Source organism: Ruegeria conchae (assembly GCF_000192475.1).
GTDB lineage: Bacteria > Pseudomonadota > Alphaproteobacteria > Rhodobacterales > Rhodobacteraceae > Ruegeria > Ruegeria conchae.
This window is the reverse complement of record NZ_AEYW01000004.1, coordinates 66,838-85,987: the sequence shown is the minus strand read 5'-3', so window position 1 is coordinate 85,987 and position 19,150 is coordinate 66,838. Positions and strand designations below refer to the sequence as shown.

At 56.0% G+C, this 19,150-nt stretch carries 21 protein-coding genes; 11 read left to right on the top strand and 10 right to left on the bottom strand.

Annotation, left to right across the window (positions count from 1 at the left end; translation table 11 throughout):
• The first annotated feature begins 21 nt into the window (after positions 1-21).
• Positions 22-600, top strand: a complete 579-nt coding sequence (locus G7G_RS0103425; RefSeq protein WP_037320725.1) for a DUF1285 domain-containing protein — start codon at positions 22-24, stop codon at positions 598-600.
• Here G7G_RS0103425 and G7G_RS0103420 read toward each other — a convergent pair.
• A complete protein-coding gene (locus G7G_RS0103420; RefSeq protein ID WP_238528760.1) occupies positions 558-1,532 on the bottom strand; it encodes a DMT family transporter in 975 nt (324 codons plus the stop codon). The genes G7G_RS0103425 and G7G_RS0103420 overlap by 43 nt on opposite strands.
• 178 nt (positions 1,533-1,710) lie before the next feature.
• Between G7G_RS0103420 and G7G_RS0103415 the strand changes: the two genes are divergently transcribed.
• Both G7G_RS0103415 and G7G_RS0103410 read left to right on the top strand, forming a co-directional pair.
• Entirely contained in the window at positions 1,711-2,466 is a 756-nt protein-coding gene (locus G7G_RS0103415; RefSeq protein ID WP_010438392.1) for a hydroxypyruvate isomerase family protein, read from the top strand.
• Between the two features lie 71 nt (positions 2,467-2,537).
• Positions 2,538-2,768, top strand: a complete 231-nt coding sequence (locus G7G_RS0103410; RefSeq protein ID WP_010438389.1) for a DUF2798 domain-containing protein — start codon at positions 2,538-2,540, stop codon at positions 2,766-2,768.
• 44 nt (positions 2,769-2,812) lie between these two features.
• On the opposite strand, the gene polA is transcribed toward G7G_RS0103410, so the two are convergent.
• The 3 genes from polA to G7G_RS0103395 all read right to left on the bottom strand — a co-directional run bounded on the left by polA (position 2,813) and on the right by G7G_RS0103395 (position 6,610).
• Positions 2,813-5,614, bottom strand: a complete 2,802-nt coding sequence (polA, locus tag G7G_RS0103405) for a DNA polymerase I (protein WP_010438387.1) — start codon at positions 5,612-5,614, stop codon at positions 2,813-2,815.
• A gap of 104 nt (positions 5,615-5,718) precedes the next feature.
• Positions 5,719-6,381: a YrbL family protein gene (locus G7G_RS0103400; protein WP_029621696.1), complete on the bottom strand. Its 663-nt coding sequence runs from the start codon at positions 6,379-6,381 to the stop codon at positions 5,719-5,721.
• Between the two features lie 43 nt (positions 6,382-6,424).
• The gene (locus G7G_RS0103395; protein WP_010438384.1) at positions 6,425-6,610 is read right to left on the bottom strand and encodes a zinc-finger domain-containing protein; all 186 of its coding nucleotides are present in this window, start codon (positions 6,608-6,610) and stop codon (positions 6,425-6,427) included.
• Positions 6,611-6,697: 87 nt separating this feature from the next.
• Between G7G_RS0103395 and G7G_RS0103390 the strand changes: the two genes are divergently transcribed.
• A complete protein-coding gene (locus tag G7G_RS0103390; RefSeq protein ID WP_037320699.1) occupies positions 6,698-7,690 on the top strand; it encodes an ABC transporter ATP-binding protein in 993 nt (330 codons plus the stop codon).
• Here the strand turns inward: G7G_RS0103390 and G7G_RS0103385 are convergent.
• Positions 7,687-8,154, bottom strand: coding sequence for a DUF1203 domain-containing protein (locus G7G_RS0103385; RefSeq protein WP_029621695.1), 468 nt, complete (start codon positions 8,152-8,154; stop codon positions 7,687-7,689). The two genes, G7G_RS0103390 and G7G_RS0103385, sit on opposite strands and share 4 nt — an antisense overlap.
• Before the next feature lie 197 nt (positions 8,155-8,351).
• Here G7G_RS0103385 and G7G_RS0103380 point away from each other — a divergent pair, with 197 nt between their 5' ends.
• The gene (locus G7G_RS0103380; protein WP_010438376.1) at positions 8,352-9,290 is read left to right on the top strand and encodes a DMT family transporter; all 939 of its coding nucleotides are present in this window, start codon (positions 8,352-8,354) and stop codon (positions 9,288-9,290) included.
• Positions 9,291-9,345: 55 nt separating this feature from the next.
• Here G7G_RS0103380 and G7G_RS0103375 read toward each other — a convergent pair whose 3' ends face one another.
• Positions 9,346-10,458, bottom strand: coding sequence for an S-(hydroxymethyl)glutathione dehydrogenase/class III alcohol dehydrogenase (locus G7G_RS0103375; protein ID WP_010438374.1), 1,113 nt, complete (start codon positions 10,456-10,458; stop codon positions 9,346-9,348).
• 129 nt (positions 10,459-10,587) lie between these two features.
• Here G7G_RS0103375 and G7G_RS0103370 point away from each other — a divergent pair, with 129 nt between their 5' ends.
• Positions 10,588-10,875: an I78 family peptidase inhibitor gene (locus G7G_RS0103370; protein WP_010438373.1), complete on the top strand. Its 288-nt coding sequence runs from the start codon at positions 10,588-10,590 to the stop codon at positions 10,873-10,875.
• A 2-nt stretch (positions 10,876-10,877) separates the two neighbouring features.
• On the opposite strand, the gene G7G_RS0103365 is transcribed toward G7G_RS0103370, so the two are convergent.
• Positions 10,878-11,603 carry an SDR family NAD(P)-dependent oxidoreductase gene (locus G7G_RS0103365; RefSeq protein ID WP_010438371.1) on the bottom strand — a complete coding sequence of 242 codons (726 nt, stop codon included), beginning with the start codon at positions 11,601-11,603 and terminating at the stop codon, positions 10,878-10,880.
• A gap of 182 nt (positions 11,604-11,785) precedes the next feature.
• Between G7G_RS0103365 and G7G_RS0103360 the strand changes: the two genes are divergently transcribed.
• Genes G7G_RS0103360 through G7G_RS0103340 form a run of 5 tightly spaced genes read left to right on the top strand, consistent with a single transcriptional unit; the run spans position 11,786 to position 15,983 of the window.
• Complete coding sequence (locus tag G7G_RS0103360; RefSeq protein WP_010438369.1) at positions 11,786-13,114, top strand: NAD(P)/FAD-dependent oxidoreductase; 1,329 nt, start codon at positions 11,786-11,788, stop codon at positions 13,112-13,114.
• Complete coding sequence (locus G7G_RS0103355) at positions 13,071-13,607, top strand: hypothetical protein (RefSeq protein WP_010438367.1); 537 nt, start codon at positions 13,071-13,073, stop codon at positions 13,605-13,607. The genes G7G_RS0103360 and G7G_RS0103355 overlap by 44 nt, the downstream gene beginning before the upstream one ends.
• Positions 13,607-14,830 (top strand): MFS transporter, encoded by a 1,224-nt coding sequence (locus tag G7G_RS0103350; protein WP_010438365.1) that lies wholly within the window; start codon positions 13,607-13,609, stop codon positions 14,828-14,830. Before G7G_RS0103355 ends, G7G_RS0103350 begins: the two co-directional genes overlap by 1 nt.
• A complete protein-coding gene (locus G7G_RS0103345) occupies positions 14,827-15,444 on the top strand; it encodes a DUF3833 domain-containing protein (protein ID WP_010438361.1) in 618 nt (205 codons plus the stop codon). Before G7G_RS0103350 ends, G7G_RS0103345 begins: the two co-directional genes overlap by 4 nt.
• A complete protein-coding gene (locus tag G7G_RS0103340) occupies positions 15,441-15,983 on the top strand; it encodes a DUF3833 domain-containing protein (protein ID WP_010438359.1) in 543 nt (180 codons plus the stop codon). Before G7G_RS0103345 ends, G7G_RS0103340 begins: the two co-directional genes overlap by 4 nt.
• Positions 15,984-16,019: 36 nt before the next feature.
• Here the strand turns inward: G7G_RS0103340 and G7G_RS0103335 are convergent, their stop codons facing one another.
• From G7G_RS0103335 to G7G_RS0103325, 3 genes are all read right to left on the bottom strand, one after another.
• Complete coding sequence (locus G7G_RS0103335) at positions 16,020-16,808, bottom strand: ATP-binding cassette domain-containing protein (protein ID WP_010438358.1); 789 nt, start codon at positions 16,806-16,808, stop codon at positions 16,020-16,022.
• Between the two features lies 1 nt (position 16,809).
• Entirely contained in the window at positions 16,810-17,934 is a 1,125-nt protein-coding gene (locus tag G7G_RS0103330) for an ABC transporter permease (RefSeq protein WP_010438354.1), read from the bottom strand.
• Between the two features lie 86 nt (positions 17,935-18,020).
• Positions 18,021-18,971: a sugar ABC transporter substrate-binding protein gene (locus G7G_RS0103325; protein ID WP_029621694.1), complete on the bottom strand. Its 951-nt coding sequence runs from the start codon at positions 18,969-18,971 to the stop codon at positions 18,021-18,023.
• Positions 18,972-19,150: the final 179 nt, after the last annotated feature.

Sequence of the window (19,150 nt, the reverse complement as noted above, 5' to 3'; positions counted from 1 at the left end):
TGAGAGGAAATGGCAAAAGCAATGAGCGGACAAAAACCCGTGACCCCTTCGCCAGACGGCCTGGCGGCTTCGGTCAAAGCGGCCAAAACACGGGGTTTACCGCCCGTACACCTATGGAATCCTCCGTTTTGCGGCGATCTGGACATCCGGATCGCAAAAGATGGCTCTTGGAGTTATCTAGGGTCACCCATCAACCGGTTCGAGCTTGTGAAGCTATTTTCCTCAATTCTTAAGAAAGAAGAGGGCAAGTATTTTCTGGTTACCCCGGTCGAAAAGGTGGGAATCACCGTCGAGGATGCGCCGTTCGTCGCCGTCGATTTCGATCAGGATGGTGAGAGCGACGCCCAGCGCCTGACGTTTACCACGCAGGTGGGCGATACAGCCACTGCCGGGCCCAATCACCCAATCCGCATTGTATTTGATGCGGAAACAGATGAGCCGTCACCCTACATATTGGTTCGCGACAACCTAGAGGCGCGCATTGATCGCAAGAGCTTTTACCGATTGGTTGAGATCGGCAACCATCATGACGGTTGGTTCGGTGTCTGGTCTGAAGGTCAGTTTTTTCCGCTGATCGCCTCTGCTGCACTTGAAGATTGAACCGGTCGCGGCTTGCGGTCTTGTGCCAACACCACCGCCAGCGCCACGATCGCCGCACCCAGCGCACGGGTCCAGTTCCACTCCTCTCCCAACGCCATCATGATCACCATCACGTAAAATGGCGCGATGTTGATATGGAATGAGGCCAGCGCCACTCCCAATTTCCCAACAGATGCGATGAAGAAAAATTGGCTCAGGCCCAGTGAGAACAGTGCATAGAAAACCAACATTCCCATCTGTGCTGCGTCGACCGACGGTGTGGGCATGACTTCAAACCCCAGAAAACCGGCTACCGGCAACAGTACGACCGCGGTCAGCAGCCCTCCGACAAGCGTTATTGTGCAACGGCCCAGTTGGGTGAGCTCGGGGAAATCGCGCGCCGTTGCCATGCTGGCCCAACAAAACAGCGCGGTCGACACCACTGCGCAAACCGCACCGATCCCCAACTGCGCAGGCGCGACGGCGCTGGTCGCAATCAATCCGCCTATTATCGAAATTCCCATACCTAGCGCAAATTTCCACCGCAATCGTCGTGTCCCTGCTGCCAGTTCCAACAGCGTCGCGATCAGAGGTGCACAAGAGGCGATGATTGCAACCGTGACCGGGTCGGTCAGCTTTTGCGCGACAAGGATTAGAAACATCCCTGATCCAATCCCCAAGCCGCCAACAAAAAAAGCATGTCCCCAGCGGGCGCGCAGAACGCGCGCTGGCCCATCCAACAATATCCAGATCGGCACCATAACCAGAACCGCAAGCATCATACGCGCCGCAAACAGCGCTATTGGCGGCCAAGTTTGCAGTAAAACTTCGGCGGCTGGAAAGCCCGCCGCCCAGGTCAACATTGATGCCACCGCTAACGTGTTCCCGGTAAACGCGGCTTGACTGTTATCGGATACAGCAAAGGTGTTCCCGCGCGCGGGTTCAGGGCTCATTGCCATCGTATTCAGACCTTTTGTTGACGCAGCCCCTGCACCGAGGCACCGCTTGAACCAAAGGTTTTCTGATTCGCAGCCATTGATCTGGCCGATTTTCGACAAACTGTCGTTTTCCGACTCTTTTAGCCGCCTAACTTGGTCGATATGCTCAGACACTCAGGAGACCGCGCACCCAATGCCCAAATTTGCCGCCAATCTTTCGCTGTTATTTACAGAGTTGCCCTATCTCGACCGGTTTTCAGCCGCCGCACAGTCCGGGTTTACGGCGGTTGAAATTCTGTTTCCTTACGATCTGGCAGCCAAGGAAACCCGCAGGGCGCTATTGGCAAACGGGCTTGATCTGGTGCTGATCAACGCTCCACCGCCAAACTATACTGGTGGCGAGCCGGGATATGCGGCCGTTCCCGGTGGCACAGCCCGGTTTCAATCCGACATCCGGCGCGTTCTGCGCTATGCCAAAGTTCTAATGCCTCAATATATCCATGTAATGGCGGGATACGCCTCGGGAGAAGAAGCACTCGCGTGCTTTGTTGAAAACCTGCGATGGGCCGCAGATTTCGCGCCCGACCAAATGTTCACGATCGAGCCACTTAATCCCGTTTCACAGCCTCACTACTTCCTGAATGACTATGAGCTTGCCGCAGAAGTTCTCGATCACGTTGAACGGCCAAATGTTGGCCTGCAATATGACAGCTTTCACGCGCAAATGATCCACGGCGACGCGCTTACAATCTGGGACCGCTTCAAGGCTCAGATCGTCCACGCACAGATTGGGGCCGCGCCAGATCGCTCGGAACCCGGACGAGGTGAGATGGATTTCGCAGCCCTGTTCAAGGCGATGGATCAATCAGATTATCAGGGTTGGGTCAGCGCCGAATACACGCCCACAACTCGGCGAACCCAAGACACTTTGATCTGGTTACGTCAGTAAAGCCATGAAGAAGGCTGGATTTTCTTCCTGAAATGTCGCAATTAAAACGTCGACACCCAAGGACAGCACTCATGATCCCCGCCCGATTTGCCAATGCTTTGTTCGCCCTGATCATGTCGGGCCTGATGTCTTGCGTCGTCACGGGAATCGCGACGGTCAAAGCTATTGGCTTCGGTCCGTCGACTTTCGCCGATTGGATGGGTTCATGGGCATTTTGCTGGCCAATCGCCTTCACAGTAATCCTGACGCTGGGTCCATCCGTAAAACGACTAATCGCGCGCCTGGTCAGGCCCGAGGCCTGACCCGCAGCAAAGAGGGCCCGCAGGGCCTGATGAGCAGGCCACCCTTAGTGCGCTTCGGCCCAGTTTGCACCCTGACCGGCGTCTACAGACAGTTTAACGTCCAGTTTGACAGCCGGGTCTGACGCCCCCTCCATCACATCGCGCGCGATTGAGATCGTTTGATCCACGGCATCCTCAGCCACCTCGAACAACAATTCGTCATGAACCTGCAGCAGCATTTTGGCAGGCAATCCCTCGATCGCGCCAGGCATCCGCACCATCGCGCGGCGGATCACGTCCGCTGCCGTACCCTGAATTGGAGCATTAATCGCGGCCCTTCTTGAGAAGCCTGCATGCGGGCCTTTTGCGTTTATTTCTGGCGTATGGATCTTCCGCCCAAACAGAGTCTGCACATAGCCATGCTCTTTGGCGAATGCGACAGTGTCGTCCATATAGGTCCGAATGCCTGGGAAACGTTCGAAATAGCGATCAATGAACCCCTGCGCCTCGGCGCGCGGTATGCGCAGATTACGGGCCAAGCCAAAACCCGAGATGCCATAGATCACACCAAAGTTGATCGCCTTTGCCTGACGGCGGATATCAGGCGTCATCTCATCCAAGGGCACATCGAACATCTCGGATGCGGTCATGGCATGAATATCCAAACCATCCGAAAACGCCTGCTTCAGGGTCGAAATATCAGCAATATGAGCCAATATCCTCAGCTCGATCTGGCTGTAGTCCAAACTGACCATTACATTGCCCGGCTCCGCAATAAACGCCTCACGAATGCGACGCCCTTCTTCCGTCCGTACCGGGATGTTCTGTAGGTTGGGATCAGTTGAGGCAAGACGGCCCGTGTTCGCCCCGGTGATCGAATAAGACGTATGCACACGGCCTGTATCCGGATTGATATGTGTTTGCAGCGCGTCGGTATAGGTTGATTTAAGCTTGGAGAGCTGCCTCCAGTCCAACACCCGACGGGGAAGTTCATGTTCGGTGGCAAGATCCTCCAAGATATCGGCCCCGGTCGAATATTTCCCGGTTTTGCCTTTCTTACCTCCCTCAAGCCCCATCTTGTCGAACAGGATCTCGCCCAGCTGCGCAGGCGAACCAACGTTAAAGCTCTCACCAGCCAATTCGTGAATTTCAGCCTCTAACCCGGCCATTTTCTGCGCAAATGCGTTTGACATCCGGCTGAGAACATCGCGGTCGACCTTGATGCCATGCATCTCCATTTCTTTGAGAACCGGCACCAATGGACGTTCGAGGGTTTCGTAAACCGTGGTAACCTGCACCTGATGCAGTTGAGGCTTGAACAGCTCCCACAGACGCAGGGTGATATCCGCGTCTTCGGCGGCATAGGCAGTAGCCTCGTCAATCGGAACCTTGTCGAAGGTGATCGCCGACTTGCCGGACCCCAGCAATGGCTTGATCGGGATCGGCGTGTGGCTCAGATAGCGTTCCGACAGCGTATCCATGCCATGGCCATGCTCACCGCCGTGCATGGCGTATGACATTAGCATCGTGTCATCGATGGGGGCGACGTCGACGCCGTATCGCTTGAAGATCTTGGCGTCGTATTTCATGTTCTGTCCGATCTTCAGGATCGATGGATCCTCAAAAATCGGTTTCAGCAGGTTTAAAGCCTCATCCATCGGCATCTGTCCATCGGCCATCGCGTCGGAGCCAAACAGATCATCGGTCGCGCTTTCGCGATGGGTCAACGGGATGTAGCAAGCCTCACCGGCCTCTACACATAGAGAGATACCCACCAGATCGGCGATCATTTCATTCAGGCCGGTGGTCTCTGTATCTACCGCGATCCAGCCACGTTCATAGGCCTGATCGATCCATTTCTGCAAAGCAGCAGCATCGCGCACGCATTCGTATTTCGAGGCGTCAAACGGCAGGGCCTCGGCCTCTTCCGCTTCAACAGGCGCTGGGGCATCTGCGATCACCGGGGCTTCGGCCCCCAGCTTGTCGGCGATGCGCTTGGTGAGGGTGCGGAACTCCATCTCAGCGAGAAAACCCAGCAGGGTCTCTGCATCGGGATCTTTCACCTCCAAATCATCCAGCGTGAAATCTAGTGGGGTGTTTTCGTCCAACTGCACCAGCTTCTTCGACAGCTCGATCTGGTCGCGCTTTTCGATCAGGGTCTGACGACGCTTGGGCTGTTTGATCTCTTCCGCGCGATCAAGCAGGGTTTCGAGATCGCCATATTCATTGATTAACAGCGCCGCCGTTTTCACACCAATGCCTGGGGCACCCGGCACGTTATCCACCGAATCCCCGGCCAAAGCCTGCACATCCACAACTCGTTCGGGCCCGACGCCAAACTTCTCGACGACTCCATCGCGATCAATGCGCTTGTTCTTCATCGCATCCAGCATCTCAACACCGCCGCCCACCAGCTGCATGAGATCCTTGTCAGAGCTGACAATGGTTACCCGCCCACCGGCCTCACGCGCCTGAACGGCGAGGGTGGCGATGATGTCATCGGCCTCGTACCCCTCAAGCTCTTTGCAGGCGATATTGAAGGCCTTCGTGGCTTCGCGAGTCAGGGGCATCTGCGGGCGCAAATCCTCGGGCATCGCATCACGATTGGCTTTGTAGAGGTCGTACAGATCGTTCCGGAACGTGTGCGAGCCTTTGTCAAAGATCACTGCCACATGAGTCGGCGCATCAGGACCGGAATTTCCTTCGACATATTTCTGCAGCATATTGCAGAATCCCGACACGGCCCCAATCGGCAACCCATCCGATTTCCGCGTCAAAGGCGGCAGCGCATGATAGGCGCGGAAGATAAAAGCTGATCCATCAATGAGATGCAGATGGCAGCCTTTTCCGAATTGGGTGCTAGTCATATGAGGCTCCTGCGCTGGGTTGCGCCAAGTTGTACAGAAGGGCTGAACGAAAGACGAGGCCGCTTGGCCAATTCGTTGCGACCTAATTTGCCCGAAATCTGGCCTTAGCTATTCGAAAAATTGCGCTTATCCGCATTCCACGTCAAACCCGCTTTTTGCGCAATCAACGCAAACTGTTTATTCAGCGAGCGATCATTAAGACGTCGGGACAGGCTACGCAGCGGGATGAGGTTCCGCTCTCCATATCCGTCGATCAGGAAACAGGCTGGGCCGGCGCCCCGCGTCCCGAATACGATATTCGAGCGTTTAATGTCGCGCGCGACAATATGAAGGTCGAACATCTGCCCGACAAAGACATTTAGCGCCTCCAACGCCGTGGCGTCCAACCCGCCGCGACTGACTTCACTAAGCTTAGGCGCAAGCCCGCCATCAAGGCCTGCGATGCGCTCCACAACCACGCCCGCCCCGCGCGTTGTCTGAACCACGCCCAACATTCTGGACAGGGGGGAGCGTTCAATATCCACCCCGAGTTTCAGCGACACGCGAAGCTCGCATTCCAGTTCTTTCAGGGTGCTGCGATATTGCGCCTCGGGGAAAAGTCTCCACACCAGTCGCTTGCCAAGCCTGTGCGAAACGCGGTCTTGAGATCGGGTGAAAACCTTGATCAGAAGGTTGGGTTGTCCGGGAAAATCAAAGACACTGCGTACGGTCCCGTTGGCAATTGGCTGGCTCTCGTAAAGGTCAATCGTTTTGGCTGTGAACAGCATCATCTATCCTCGCCAATTACGACCGCCTGCCGTCTGGCCGCCCTTAAGCGTCCTGGCCAGAGATCGCACCGCGCAGCAGGTATTTGCAATCGCAATAAGGGCACTCGACCCAACCAGTGTCTTCAGGAATCTGCAGCCAGACACGCGGATGGCCGAGCGCGCCCTCGCCGCCATCACAGGCGACGCGGGTGGTTTCCACGATTTTGGTTTCCGGCGCTTCGATGGTCACGGCTGGCGATCCTTCTTTGGTTGTCGGCCTCGCGGGCATGTATTAGGTGCGTTTATGGGCGATGAGCAAACCGGGGGCAAGGGCCACATGTCCGATGCGGCAATCACAATCAAATCACTGCGCAAGACCTATCGCGGCAGCAAGGGCCAGCCCGAGAAGCAGGCGCTGAAAGGTATCGATCTGACAGTGCCCCGGGGATCAGTGTTCGGCCTGCTTGGCCCTAACGGCGCCGGTAAATCGACTCTCATCAACATTCTGGCGGGGCTGGTGGTCAAAACCTCGGGCAGCGTCTCGATCTGGGGCTTTGATCAGGATCGGAACCCGCGCCAATCCCGCGCCGCCATCGGTGTAATGCCGCAAGAATTGAACCTTGATCCATTCTTCACGCCGCGCGGCGCATTGGAGGTTCAGGCCGGACTGTATGGTATTTCCAAGGCAGACCGGCGCAGCGACCAAATCCTCGACCTCGTAGGGCTTGCCGACAAGGCCGAGGCCTATGCCCGCACGCTGTCGGGAGGCATGCGGCGGCGTCTGCTGCTGGCGAAGGCGTTGGTGCATCATCCGAAAATCCTGGTGTTGGACGAGCCGACCGCGGGCGTGGATATCGAACTACGGCAGATGCTGTGGGCCAATGTGCGCAAGCTGAACGAACAGGGCATGACCATCATACTGACCACGCATTACCTGGAAGAAGCGCAGGAGATGTGTGACGAGATCGCCATCATCAATCACGGCGAAAAGATCGCTCAGGACAGCACCGCAAATCTGTTGGGCCGCATGGACAGCAGGACCATGGTGATTGTGCCGGATCGCCCTATTCAGGCTCTTCCAACGGCAGAAAACGTGACTGCGGCACAACGTGAGAATGGCGATCTTGTGCTACAGTATCACAGCAATCTGACCACGGCTGAGCAGGTACTGGAGGCAGTACGTCAGGCCGGTATCCGCATTCAGGATGTGCGAACTGAAGAGGCCGATCTTGAGGATGTGTTCCTCGCTCTCACGTCCAGCCGGGCCGACGACCTGCCAGTCGACGACCCGAACCAACCGCGTCGCGGGATGCACCGCGTCAAACTTTAGGCACGATCGATCCGCGTGTGATAGCAGTTGTTCAGCGCTGATCGGACATGGATGTATGCAACGTCGGCACGGTCAAATATGTTCGCGACCGCTTCCTGAAACTGCGCTTGAGGCGCAATGATGCCGGTACCATAGACGATACGATCGTCCGATCCATACCCTTTGATCAAGTAGTTCGGCGAGCTGATCAGCGTTTCGGGAACCCCATCTTCATCCTCGTGGCGCGCGCAAGGTTCGGCACATAGAAAGATCGGGCCGGTTTCCGCATAGGGCTGAGTTTCCGCAAAGGGCCTATGCGCTAGTACTAGCATCTCTTTGCCCTCCGGTATGTATTTCAAGCAATGACGGCAAGGATTTCCCCCACCGTCAGAAATTGCGCGCTCTGGCGGGTTTCCATAACCATCAGGCCTGCCGAAACGGTAGGCTTGAACCTGTTCGGTCGGTAACGCTGAAATCCTGTACATGATGTATCTCCTTGATTTTGAGAGATCATGACCATCGCTTACCGCTGGTTCGACCCGTTTCCTGCGCATTGCAAATTTTGCAATGCAGCTTGCCAAGAGATGTTAGCGGTAAAATTAGGGCTACCCGTCGCGGCAAATTGAGTCTAAGCAACCAACAAACACCCCAAACGAATTCTTCCGTGATTGAGGCCTCTGACATGAGCGCTCAGAACTCCACCCTTCGTGGGCTAGCCTTTGCGTTCCTGGGCTTTGCCGTCTTTGCCACCCATGATGTGTTCATCAAAGTGTTGGGCGGTACCTATTCGGTATTGCAGATTATTTTCTTTGCCACTTTGTTTTCGTTCGTTCCGATGGCAGTGACTATTCTGGCTGACAGAACAACTGGCAACTTCTTGCCGCACCACCCTTGGCTGGTGTTGCTGCGATCCGCCTTGATGGTCACTGCGATGTCCTGCGCGTTCTACGCCTTTTCGGTCCTGCCGTTGGCCGAGGTCTATTCGCTGCTGTTTTCCTTCCCTCTGATCGTTACCGTCCTCTCGATCCCAATTCTTGGCGAAGTGGTCCGCGCTCAGAGATGGGCTGCAGTCGGTGTCGGCCTGATCGGTGTCCTGATCGTCCTGCGCCCAGGCGCAACCGATATTACATTGGGCCATCTGGCAGCCCTGTCCGCAGCCTTCTGCAGCGCGTTCGCCTCGGTTCTGGTCCGCAAGATCGGCAATGAAGAGCGGTCGGCTGTTCTGATCCTCTACCCGATGCTGCTCGCCATTGTGGTCATGAGCATCGCCCAACCAGCAGTGTATCAACCACCCTCACTGCTGCATCTGGCGATGATGGCATTGGTCGGCGTGCTCTCAGTGATTGCACAACACCTGATCATCCTCGCCTACCGAGCCGCTCCGGCAGGGGCCGTTGCCCCCAGTCAGTACAGCCAAATCATCTGGGCTACGATTTTCGGCGTAATATTCTTTGGCGAACACCCGGATATCTGGGTCGCGGTCGGCGCAAGCATCATCATCGCTTCTGGTGTTTTTGTGGTTTGGCGTGAAAGCCGGGCGAACACGACTTCGGCCAATACGCCGGTATTGCGCGTGCGATCCCCACGCTCGGACACAGGCGCAACACGACCGGGAGAATGAAAGCGGCGCGCGCCCGAAAGCGCGCCGCATCTGCTTGTTCGATTGGTTTGAAGCCTTAGTAAACGACGACCGATCGGATGCTCTCACCCTTATGCATCAGGTCAAAGCCGTGGTTGATGTCATCCAGGCCCATGGTGTGTGTGATCATTGGATCAATCTCGATTTTTCCGTCCATGTACCAATCGACGATCTTCGGAACGTCGGTCCGGCCACGCGCGCCGCCAAATGCGGTACCACGCCAAGAACGACCGGTGACCAGTTGGAACGGACGGGTCGAGATTTCGGCACCTGCAGGCGCCACGCCGATGATGATCGATTCACCCCAGCCTTTGTGGGCCGACTCAAGTGCAGCGCGCATCACGCCAACATTACCGGTGGCGTCAAAGGTATAATCCGCGCCGCCCTTGGTTAGGTTAACCAGATAAGGCACCAGATCGCCTTCCACTTCAGACGGATTCACGAAATCAGTCATGCCAAACTTGGTGGCCATTTCCACCTTGGCCGGGTTGAGGTCGACACCGACGATCTGATCAGCTCCGGCAAGACGCAGACCCTGAATGACGTTCAGGCCGATACCGCCCAGACCGAACACGATGGCCCGGCTGCCGATTTCCACCTTGGCGGTATTGATCACCGCACCGATGCCGGTCGTCACACCGCAGCCGATATAGCAAATCTTGTCGAAAGGCGCGTCCTCGCGCACTTTGGCCAGCGCGATTTCCGGAAGAACCGTGTGGTTCGAGAAGGTCGAGCAACCCATGTAGTGCAGGATCGGATCGCCATCCAGCGTCGAAAAACGCGAAGTGCCATCGGGCATGAGGCCTTGGCCCTGCGTCTCACGGATTGCCTGGCACAGGTTGGTCTTTGGGTGCAGGCAGTATTCACACTCACGACATTCAGGAGTGTAAAGCGGAATGACGTGATCACCCGGCTTTAGGCTGGTCACGCCCGGACCAACCTCGACCACCACACCTGCACCTTCGTGGCCCAGAATGGCGGGAAACAGGCCCTCAGGATCCGCCCCAGACAGGGTGAATTCATCGGTGTGACAGATGCCTGTCGCCTTGATCTCGACCAGAACCTCACCCGCTTTGGGGCCTTCAAGGTTCACGTCCATCACTTCCAAAGGTTTGCCTGCCTGAACGGCAACGGCTGCACGGGTTCGCATGGTGCATATCTCCCTGTCTATTTTGCCCGACCCTGCGTCAATTGCAGGGTTTTTTCAACTGCACTTTCGTGACAGGTTGGCTAAATCTTTGATATTTCAGAAACGACACCACCAGAAAGTCCTGCGCCAATGTACCGTTTTTTTCCGATCCTGATCCTATTAACCGCATGTACCGAAGGCTCTGTCCCGCAAAATGATACGCTTGCAGCGGAAGATGTGGCTGTCGATTTGGCCTTCTGTAAGGGTGAACCTTTTGCTGATGCAATCGGCCAGCCGGTCTCAACCATACAGGCGCAGCTTCCCGAACGGTCACGCGTTCTGGGCCCGGATGATATCGCCACTCAGGATTATCGCATCGATCGGCTAAACGTCTATGTGAATGGCTCAGGCACCATTCAAAGACTTACCTGCGGATGAAATCACTTGCCCCGATAGACCAGAATGTCAGGCACGTAGTCGATCAGGCGAATAATCCAAGAAAATGGGGCCGGAAAATCGGTACGGAATCGGCGTTGGGACATCGCCCGGACCACCCGATCAGCAGCATCTTCGGGCGTCATTAACATGGGCATGTTGAAACTGTTCTTGTTGGTTAGACGGGTTTTGATGAATCCCGGATTGACGATCCGGACAGTGACGCCTGTACCTGCCAAATCATGGCGCATCGTCTCGGCCAGCGAGATCAGGGCAGCTTTGCTGGAGCCGTAAGAGATCGCATTGGGAAGCCCATGATACCCGGCTAGCGATCCGATCAGGGTGATGTCTCCATTTCCCTTCTGAATTAAGTCAGGCACCGTTTCGCCCAGAACACGCAATGCGCCGAAATAATTAACGTCACTGATCACCAAGGCAGCTTCGGTGTTCCAATCGGCCGTATTGATCGGATCATAGGTGCCCGCATTGTAAACAAGCCCATCAAATGCGCCGACCTCAACCACAGCACGGCAGACAGCATCAAGATCGGTCACATCAAATGGGACAGCACGTGTATTGGGCAACTTCTCACAAATCTCGGCCAGTCGTGATGCATTGCGCGCCGACAAGATAAGATGCGCACCTTGACGGCTAAGCGCCTCGGCCAGCGCTTTGCCTAGCCCTTCGCTGGCACCGATGATCCAATAGGTCTTTCCGTCAAATTTGCTCATTTAAGGGCCTTTTCGCACCGCTAAGTTCAATACGGCGCGATGATTACTTTGGATCACGCGTAGTGTTCTGAGCATAGGGCAGTCATCATTACGTAGTACGATGGAAAAAAACTTCTACTCCGGTTGATCCAGTGCACCATTCCCAGCGTATCCTATTGTAAAAGCCAAATAACGAGGATGGAATGTTCGACGAAACCCGGTGCGTACGCAAGAAAATAGCAGTTATTGGTGCAGGCATTTCAGGTCTCTCCGCAGCTTATTACCTTTCTGAAAATCACGATGTCACCGTGTTCGAGGCTGAACCTCGACTTGGTGGCCATGCCCGTACGGTAATGGCCGGTAAGAATGGTGATCAGCCGGTCGATACCGGTTTTATCGTCTTTAACTACGTCACCTACCCTTATCTGACGCGATTGTTCGATAAATTGAACGTGCCCGTCACAAAAAGCGAAATGAGCTTTGGCGCCACCATCGACAATGGCCGCATCGAATACGGGCTGAACAACCTGCGCACACTGACGGCGCAGAAACGCAATCTTGCGCGTCCGGCCTATTACAAGATGATCGCCGACATCCTGCGCTTTGGAAAAGAAGCCCCCGAAGCCGCGCAGGACGATGACACCACTATCGGAGAGCTGGTGGATCAGCTGCGCCTCGGCCACTGGTTCCGGCACAATTACCTGATGCCGATGTGCGGCGCGATCTGGTCAACACCGGTTGAGTTTGTCGATCAATTCCCCGCCCGCTCTCTGGTCCAGTTCTTCCGCAACCATGCTCTGCTGGCTTCCGGCCGCGCCAATCAGCATCAGTGGTACACCGTGAAAGGCGGCAGCATCGAATATGTCCGTCGGATCGAGGCAGCTTTGCGCAAGCGAGGCAGCGATATTCGTCTAGCTTCACCCGTACAAGGGATTGAACGGCATGATCTGGGCGTCACCGTACATGCAGGCGGCGAGACTGATTTGTTTGATGAGATCATTATGGCCACCCATTCAGACCAGTCCCTTGCCATTTTAGGTGATGCGGCGACAAAGGCGGAAAAACATGCTCTCGGTGCGATCAAGTATCAACCGAACAAAGCCATTCTTCACTGTGATCCCCGCCAGATGCCACGTCGGCGTGCCTGCTGGTCCAGTTGGACCTACCGGTCGCAAAAAGGCAATGTTGGGGTCACATATTGGATGAACCGGCTACAGAACATTCCCGACAGTGATCCGCTGTTCGTGACCCTGAACGCCGCATCAGACATTCCTGCGGACAAAATCTATGACGAGGTCGAATTCGCCCACCCGGTATTCGACAAAGCCGCCTTGCGTGCTCAAGGGCAGATTCGTCAGATGCAGGGACAGAACCGAACCTGGTTTGCTGGTGCCTATAACCGGCATGGCTTTCACGAAGACGGGATCGCCAGTGCCATGCACGTGGTTGAGCGCATAACTGGCACCCCGCAGATAATCGGAGCTGACAATGATATCTCTGAAAAAGAACTCGCCGTTCCTGCCTCAGCCTAAACTCGCCGCGACACTGGTGTCGCTGGTGCTTCTGGCCCCCGGAGCACCGGCAGCGTCACCCGTTTTTGGTGCCCTAAACGATGCTGAGTTACGCGGCTCAGCGACGTTCCGCTATTTGGGTTTCCCAATCTATGATGCGCAGCTGTTCACCCCAGGCGGCACGCCTCTGAATTGGAGCCAGGATTTCGGGCTTGAACTGCGCTATCGCCGAAACCTGTCCAAAAAGGCTCTGGTGAACTCCACATTGGACGAGATGAAGCGGATCGGACGTGCCGCCCCCGTGCGCAGCCAACTTGATGTCTGTTTCGACGCCGTCAGCAAAGGCGATCGCTATCTTGCGATCTCGCAAGGGCCAAACAAGGTTGGGTTCTGGCTGAACGGGCGCAAAGTTTGCACCATATCCTATCCGGGCATCAAACGCAGCTTCATGTCGATCTTTTTGGGCGACAACACCCGGTCGGCATCATTCACCCGGACATTGCGAGGCAACTGATGCTGTATCCGCGGGTCAGTCTCTATGCGTTGATGCTGGCTGCGGCGGGTATCCCGCTATACATCCATTTGCCTCGGTTTGCGGCCGTGAACCTCGGTATTGGGCTAGGAGTGATCGGCACCGTTCTGCTGGTCATCCGGCTAGTTGATCTGGTGCAGGATCCACTAATCGGCTGGGCGATTGATCACTGGCCAAACAGGCAGATCCTGTTCGCCACCGCCGCAGCGCTGGGCCTGGCGGTCGGATTTCCGTTGCTTTTCGGACTGCCGGAAGGGGCCAGTATCCCCGTATTAGTATCTATTTTGATCCTTTTGTTTTCAGCCTACAGCCTCGGAACCATCCTGCTCTACGGACGCAGCGCGACTCTTGCAAAACAGGCCAACCCGAAAGAGTTAATGACGCTGGCTGCCTTCCGAGAGGGCGGGCAACTGACCGGCGTGATAATCGCCGCCGCTGCACCCGCCCTGTTCGTAGCCGTTGGTGCTGGTGCACAAGGATATCCGGCCTTTGGTCTGTTCCTGGGAATTCTGGCGGTCGTGACATTGGCCGTGACATTGCCAATGTGGCGACGCACGCCAATCACTGGGCACGGGCTGTCTTTCGCGGACCTTGGACGGTCCGGTGCTTTGCGTCTACTCGCTCTTGCGTTGGTGAATAGCCTGCCCGTCGCGATCACCTCAACCCTGTTCCTGTTCTTTGTTGAAGACCGGCTGCAACTGCCTGGCAAAGCGGGGCCTTTGCTGATCTTGTTCTTTCTCAGCGCGGGGCTCAGCGTGCCGTTCTGGGCAAAGCTCAGCAACAGGATTGGCCCGAAACAGACTCTGATGATTGCCATGCCGCTGGCCATTGTCGGTTTTGTCGGGGCTGCGCTTCTGGCCCCCGGTAATCTAGCCGGATTCGCGATCATCTGCCTGGCATCCGGCGCCGCTTTGGGGGCGGACATGGTGGTGCTGCCCGCCATGTTCTCGGTCGTTTTAACCCGCGCTGGGTTGAACGCGTCTGCCGCGTTCGGCATCTGGTCCTTCGCAGGCAAGCTTGGACTCGCGCTGGCTGCCTTTTTCACTCTGCCGCTACTGGAACGCAGCGGCTTTACACCCGGACAGGCCAATTCGGCTGAGGCTTTGAACACACTCACCCTCGCCTATGCTGTCCTGCCTTGCATTCTTAAACTTGGAGCGTTTGGCTTGGTCCTGACGCTCCCGACAGAGGTCTCTGCCAAATGAAAACGCTCCTGTTCTGTCTTCTCGCCATATTTGCGGTGTTCGCTGTGAAGAACCGTTTCCTCAGCTTCCGGTCGCAATCACCGTCCGACTACAGCGGGACCGGGCCTGAGTTTTCGCTGAAGAAGAACCTGAATGGAGAGATCCTGTCGGAGGGGCTGATCTATGGCCCGAACGGCAAGATGTCGAACAGCTTTGTCGCGCGAATGGTCGGCGAATGGGAGGGCAACACCGGCACGTTGTCCGAGTATTTCACTTATTCCAATGGCAAACATATGGCCCGCAAATGGCATCTGACGCTGGGCACCGGAAACACCTTCACCGCAACGGCGGATGATATTGTGGGCGAAGGCAAAGGTGTGATCTCGGGCGCGACCGTAAAACTGACCTATCGCATCATCCTGCCCGACGATGCGGGCGGGCACACACTGGATGTGACGGACTGGATGTACCTCACCGAAAATGGGGTGATCATGAACCGTTCCGAGATGCGCAAATTCGGGATCAAAGTTGCCGAGTTGGTCGCCACAATGCGCCCGGCCCCCGAGGTCAAGTCGACCCATCTGCATGGTGCAAATGGGCATGATTCAGACTCTGATATGCGGGTTTTGCAATGATCACTCGCCGCACGCTTGTTGCGATCGTCGCCCTCGCGGGGCTGGCGACGCTCACCGCCTGCTCGGGCAAACCCCGCGTCCCTAACACGTTCCTGTCAGACCGTCAGTTGAACCTTGAGGAATTCTTTGAAGGTAAGACCGTCGCCTACGGCCAGTTTCAGGATTTGCTTGGCAACGTCCCTCGTCGCTTCACGGTCGATATCGACGGCAAGTGGGACGGTGAGACCCTGACGCTTGTTGAGGATTTCGTCTACGACGATGGCGCCACCGAGCAACGGATTTGGACTCTGACCAAAACCGGCGAAGACACTTGGACCGGCACCGCGCCCGGTGTGCTGGGCACTGCCAGCGGGGTTGAGCGAGGCGATACGTTTAACTGGAAATACAAAATCGATCTGCCGGTTAAAGACGGCACCATGCGGGTCAATTTCGATGACTGGATGTGGCTCTTGTCCGATGACCGGCTACTGAACCGAGCCTATGTCTCACGATATGGCGTGAGGTTGGGTGAGGTCATTTTGTTCTTTGAGAAAAAGTAGCCACCCCGCCAGTACAGCCAGCGGGGTGTAATAAGCTCAAACAGTTCCGCCCAAGCTGCCTTCCAACTCGACCATTTCCTGACCACCGGCCATCAGGTCCTGCAGCTCTTCCGGGGTGATCTGGCCACGCTGCGCTGTGCCTAGCGTCTGGCCACGGTTTAGAACCGTGAATCGGTCACCCACTGCCAATGCATGACGAACGTTATGGGTGATGAAGACAACGGCAATGCCCTGCTTGCGCACTTTGTCGATCGTCGCCAGCACGTTGGCCGTTTGGCGCACACCAAGGGCCGAAGTCGGTTCGTCCAAGATCAACACCTTAGCCCCGAAATGCACAGCACGCGCAATGGCAACAGTTTGGCGTTCACCACCCGATAACGTGCCAACCGCTTGATCGGGTCCACGCAGGTTGATGCCCATCTTCTTCATTTCTTCCATCGTGACCTTGTTGGCATAGTCATGATCGAAAAGCTGGATAGGACCGACCTTCTTGACCGGCTCGTTGCCCATGAAGAAGTTGCGAGAAACCGACATCAGAGGGATCATCGCCAGATGCTGGTGGACTGTCGCGATCCCGGCTTCGATCGCATCGCGCGGGTCCGCGAAATGCATGGGATGGCCTTCAAACAGAATCTCGCCATGCGTGGGCTGGTGTACCCCGGACATAGTCTTGATGAAGGTCGACTTACCCGCGCCGTTATCGCCAAGAAGACAATGACATTCACCGGGGAACACATCCACCGAGACACCTGCCAGTGCGATCACGCTGCCAAAGTGCTTTTCGATGTTCTTCATCTGGATGATGGGTGCATGTTCGGGATTCATATCAACGCTCCCCTGTGATGATGCGGCGAATATAGGTGTTAAGGATCACGGCCCCCAGAAGGATCACACCCAGGAACACCCGGAACAGTGAGCTTTCGACCCCGGCAAAGAACAAGCCCTGCTGCACGACGCCAAAGATCAACGCGCCAAGCGCAGCACCCAGAACCGAACCGTAGCCTCCGGTCAGAAGCGCGCCACCGATGACAACGGCAATGATCGCTTCGAACTCTTTCAGCAGACCCCGATCGGCACCAGCGGATCCGAACTCCATGACCTGACAGACGGCGAAGATCGTGGCGCAGAAGGCGGTGAACATGAACATCAGAATTTTGACCCGGTTCACGGGAACACCCGAGTTACGGGCCGCCTCAGCATCACCACCCGACGCGAAAATCCAGTTTCCGAATTTGGTTTTGGTCAGCAACACATGGCCAAAGATGATCAACACGATCGCCCAGACAATCAGCATCGGAACCCCATCCACGACGGGCTGACCTTGACGCGTGCCGCGTTCGAACACGGCGATGATCCCGGCGTCCCCCATCCACTGAAAGAAACCTTGCAGGATTTTGCCGCCAAAGATTGGCGCCAGCCAATCACCCTCGGCCGCGTCCTTTACACCACCAATGATGGTTTTGCGTTCGATCACCTGCGGCAGGAAGATTGTGAAACCACGCAGGATAAACAAGAAGGCCAGGGTGACAATGAAGCTGGGAAGCCCTGTACGGATCACGATCCAACCATTCAGCGCGCCAATTGCCAATGCCATGGCGAAGGTAACGATGATGGCCATCCAGACCGGCCAGGCCAGTGTGACCGAAAAGATTGCGATCATCATCCCTGAAAAGCCGATCATCGAACCGACTGACAGGTCAAACTCACCGGCGATCATCAGAAGACAAGCACCCACGGCAATGATCATGAACTGCGCTGATACAACCGACCAGTTCATCATGCCCTGTGCGTTAAACATCCCGCTGTCGAAAGCAAAGAGCAGGAAAAAGGTGAACACAGCGACCGTGCCGACCATTCCGCCAAGTTCCGGCCGGATCAGCGCCTTGCGCAGCGGAGAAATCTCTTTGATCCGTTCGTCGGTTACAGCCGTATTTTGAGCAGACTCGCTCATAAGAACGCCCCTCCGAGTTATGCAGTGATTTTGCGTCTGAAAGTCAAAACGGGCACCCCATGCTCAGGGTGCCCGCGTTTAAAGAATTAGCGGTACTCGCCAGCGAATTCTTCGATTTTGCTCAGACCGTCTGCAGTTACGAAACCGGGGCCCGAGTTGATGTTGTTGCCTGGTAGAACACCGTAGCGGTGGTAGTTTGCCATAACAACAACCGGCAGATATGCCTGCAGGAAGGGTTGCTGGTCGATACCCCACTGGATCACGCCGGACTTGATGCCTTTGACGATTTCACCACCCAAATCGAAGGTGCCGAAATAGATGTCACCAGCCATGCCGTTTTCTTCCAGGGCCAGGATAGTCGGATCAGCCGAGGTCGGGCCAAGCGTCAGCACGGCATCCGTATCCGGATTCGCCGACAGATAGGCCAGCACACGGTTCTTAATTTCGGCAGGGTCCTGACCGGCGTCAATCATCTGATCGCCCAGTTCGATCCCCAGACCGTCTGCAAAACCCTGGCAGCGTTCCTGGCTGGAGGGTTGCACGATATAGTGGTTCACGCACAGGAACGAGCCGATTCCGTCGCCTTTGGCCCGCTGGCCTGCGGCGAAGCCGGCGTCATATTCGGGCTGACCAACATACATCAGAGCGCCAACTTCACGCGCTTGATCCGGGGTGCCGGTATTCATGATGATCACGTCTACACCCGAATCCACGGCCGATTTGATTGGACCACTCAACACGTCATAGTCCGCCAGCGTGGTAATGATCCCATTCGGTCCCGAGGCCGCGGCCTGATCGATGATCCGCGCCATATCGGCAAGGTCGCCGGTAGGCGGGTTGCGATATTCAACCTCGACACCCATCTGGTCGCCCGCAAGCGCGATACCATTCTTGATGGTATTCCACCAGCTGTCGCTGTCAGGGGCGTGGCTAACCAGAATGTATTTCTCACCCTCAGCCGCAGCGCTCGTGGCTGCGATCAAAGGCGTCGCTGCGACGACAGCGGCCAGTGCCAGCTTCTTCGTCAGTGAAGTCATAATGTCCTCCCAAAACATATCGTTTTCCCGGAATGAGGTTTTTTCTCCGAACCTCTCCGACTCGATTTAGAACATATCTGATATCTTTTTGCAACCGGTTGCAAAACATAATAGAAGTGTTTCATACTGTATCTGCCAGAGAATACGGGTAAAAGGGCTGCTAAAAACTTAGAAAGGTC

Coding starts and splice junctions, on each gene's coding strand:
- G7G_RS0103425 (WP_037320725.1), top strand. CDS start 22: ATGAGCGGACAAAAACCCGTGACCCCTTCGCCAGACGGCCTGGCGGCT.
- G7G_RS0103420 (WP_238528760.1), bottom strand. CDS start 1,532: ATGAGCCCTGAACCCGCGCGCGGGAACACCTTTGCTGTATCCGATAAC.
- G7G_RS0103415 (WP_010438392.1), top strand. CDS start 1,711: ATGCCCAAATTTGCCGCCAATCTTTCGCTGTTATTTACAGAGTTGCCC.
- G7G_RS0103410 (WP_010438389.1), top strand. CDS start 2,538: ATGATCCCCGCCCGATTTGCCAATGCTTTGTTCGCCCTGATCATGTCG.
- polA (WP_010438387.1), bottom strand. CDS start 5,614: ATGACTAGCACCCAATTCGGAAAAGGCTGCCATCTGCATCTCATTGAT.
- G7G_RS0103400 (WP_029621696.1), bottom strand. CDS start 6,381: ATGCTGTTCACAGCCAAAACGATTGACCTTTACGAGAGCCAGCCAATT.
- G7G_RS0103390 (WP_037320699.1), top strand. CDS start 6,698: ATGTCCGATGCGGCAATCACAATCAAATCACTGCGCAAGACCTATCGC.
- G7G_RS0103385 (WP_029621695.1), bottom strand. CDS start 8,154: ATGTACAGGATTTCAGCGTTACCGACCGAACAGGTTCAAGCCTACCGT.
- G7G_RS0103380 (WP_010438376.1), top strand. CDS start 8,352: ATGAGCGCTCAGAACTCCACCCTTCGTGGGCTAGCCTTTGCGTTCCTG.
- G7G_RS0103375 (WP_010438374.1), bottom strand. CDS start 10,458: ATGCGAACCCGTGCAGCCGTTGCCGTTCAGGCAGGCAAACCTTTGGAA.
- G7G_RS0103370 (WP_010438373.1), top strand. CDS start 10,588: ATGTACCGTTTTTTTCCGATCCTGATCCTATTAACCGCATGTACCGAA.
- G7G_RS0103365 (WP_010438371.1), bottom strand. CDS start 11,603: ATGAGCAAATTTGACGGAAAGACCTATTGGATCATCGGTGCCAGCGAA.
- G7G_RS0103360 (WP_010438369.1), top strand. CDS start 11,786: ATGTTCGACGAAACCCGGTGCGTACGCAAGAAAATAGCAGTTATTGGT.
- G7G_RS0103355 (WP_010438367.1), top strand. CDS start 13,071: ATGATATCTCTGAAAAAGAACTCGCCGTTCCTGCCTCAGCCTAAACTC.
- G7G_RS0103350 (WP_010438365.1), top strand. CDS start 13,607: ATGCTGTATCCGCGGGTCAGTCTCTATGCGTTGATGCTGGCTGCGGCG.
- G7G_RS0103345 (WP_010438361.1), top strand. CDS start 14,827: ATGAAAACGCTCCTGTTCTGTCTTCTCGCCATATTTGCGGTGTTCGCT.
- G7G_RS0103340 (WP_010438359.1), top strand. CDS start 15,441: ATGATCACTCGCCGCACGCTTGTTGCGATCGTCGCCCTCGCGGGGCTG.
- G7G_RS0103335 (WP_010438358.1), bottom strand. CDS start 16,808: ATGAATCCCGAACATGCACCCATCATCCAGATGAAGAACATCGAAAAG.
- G7G_RS0103330 (WP_010438354.1), bottom strand. CDS start 17,934: ATGAGCGAGTCTGCTCAAAATACGGCTGTAACCGACGAACGGATCAAA.
- G7G_RS0103325 (WP_029621694.1), bottom strand. CDS start 18,971: ATGACTTCACTGACGAAGAAGCTGGCACTGGCCGCTGTCGTCGCAGCG.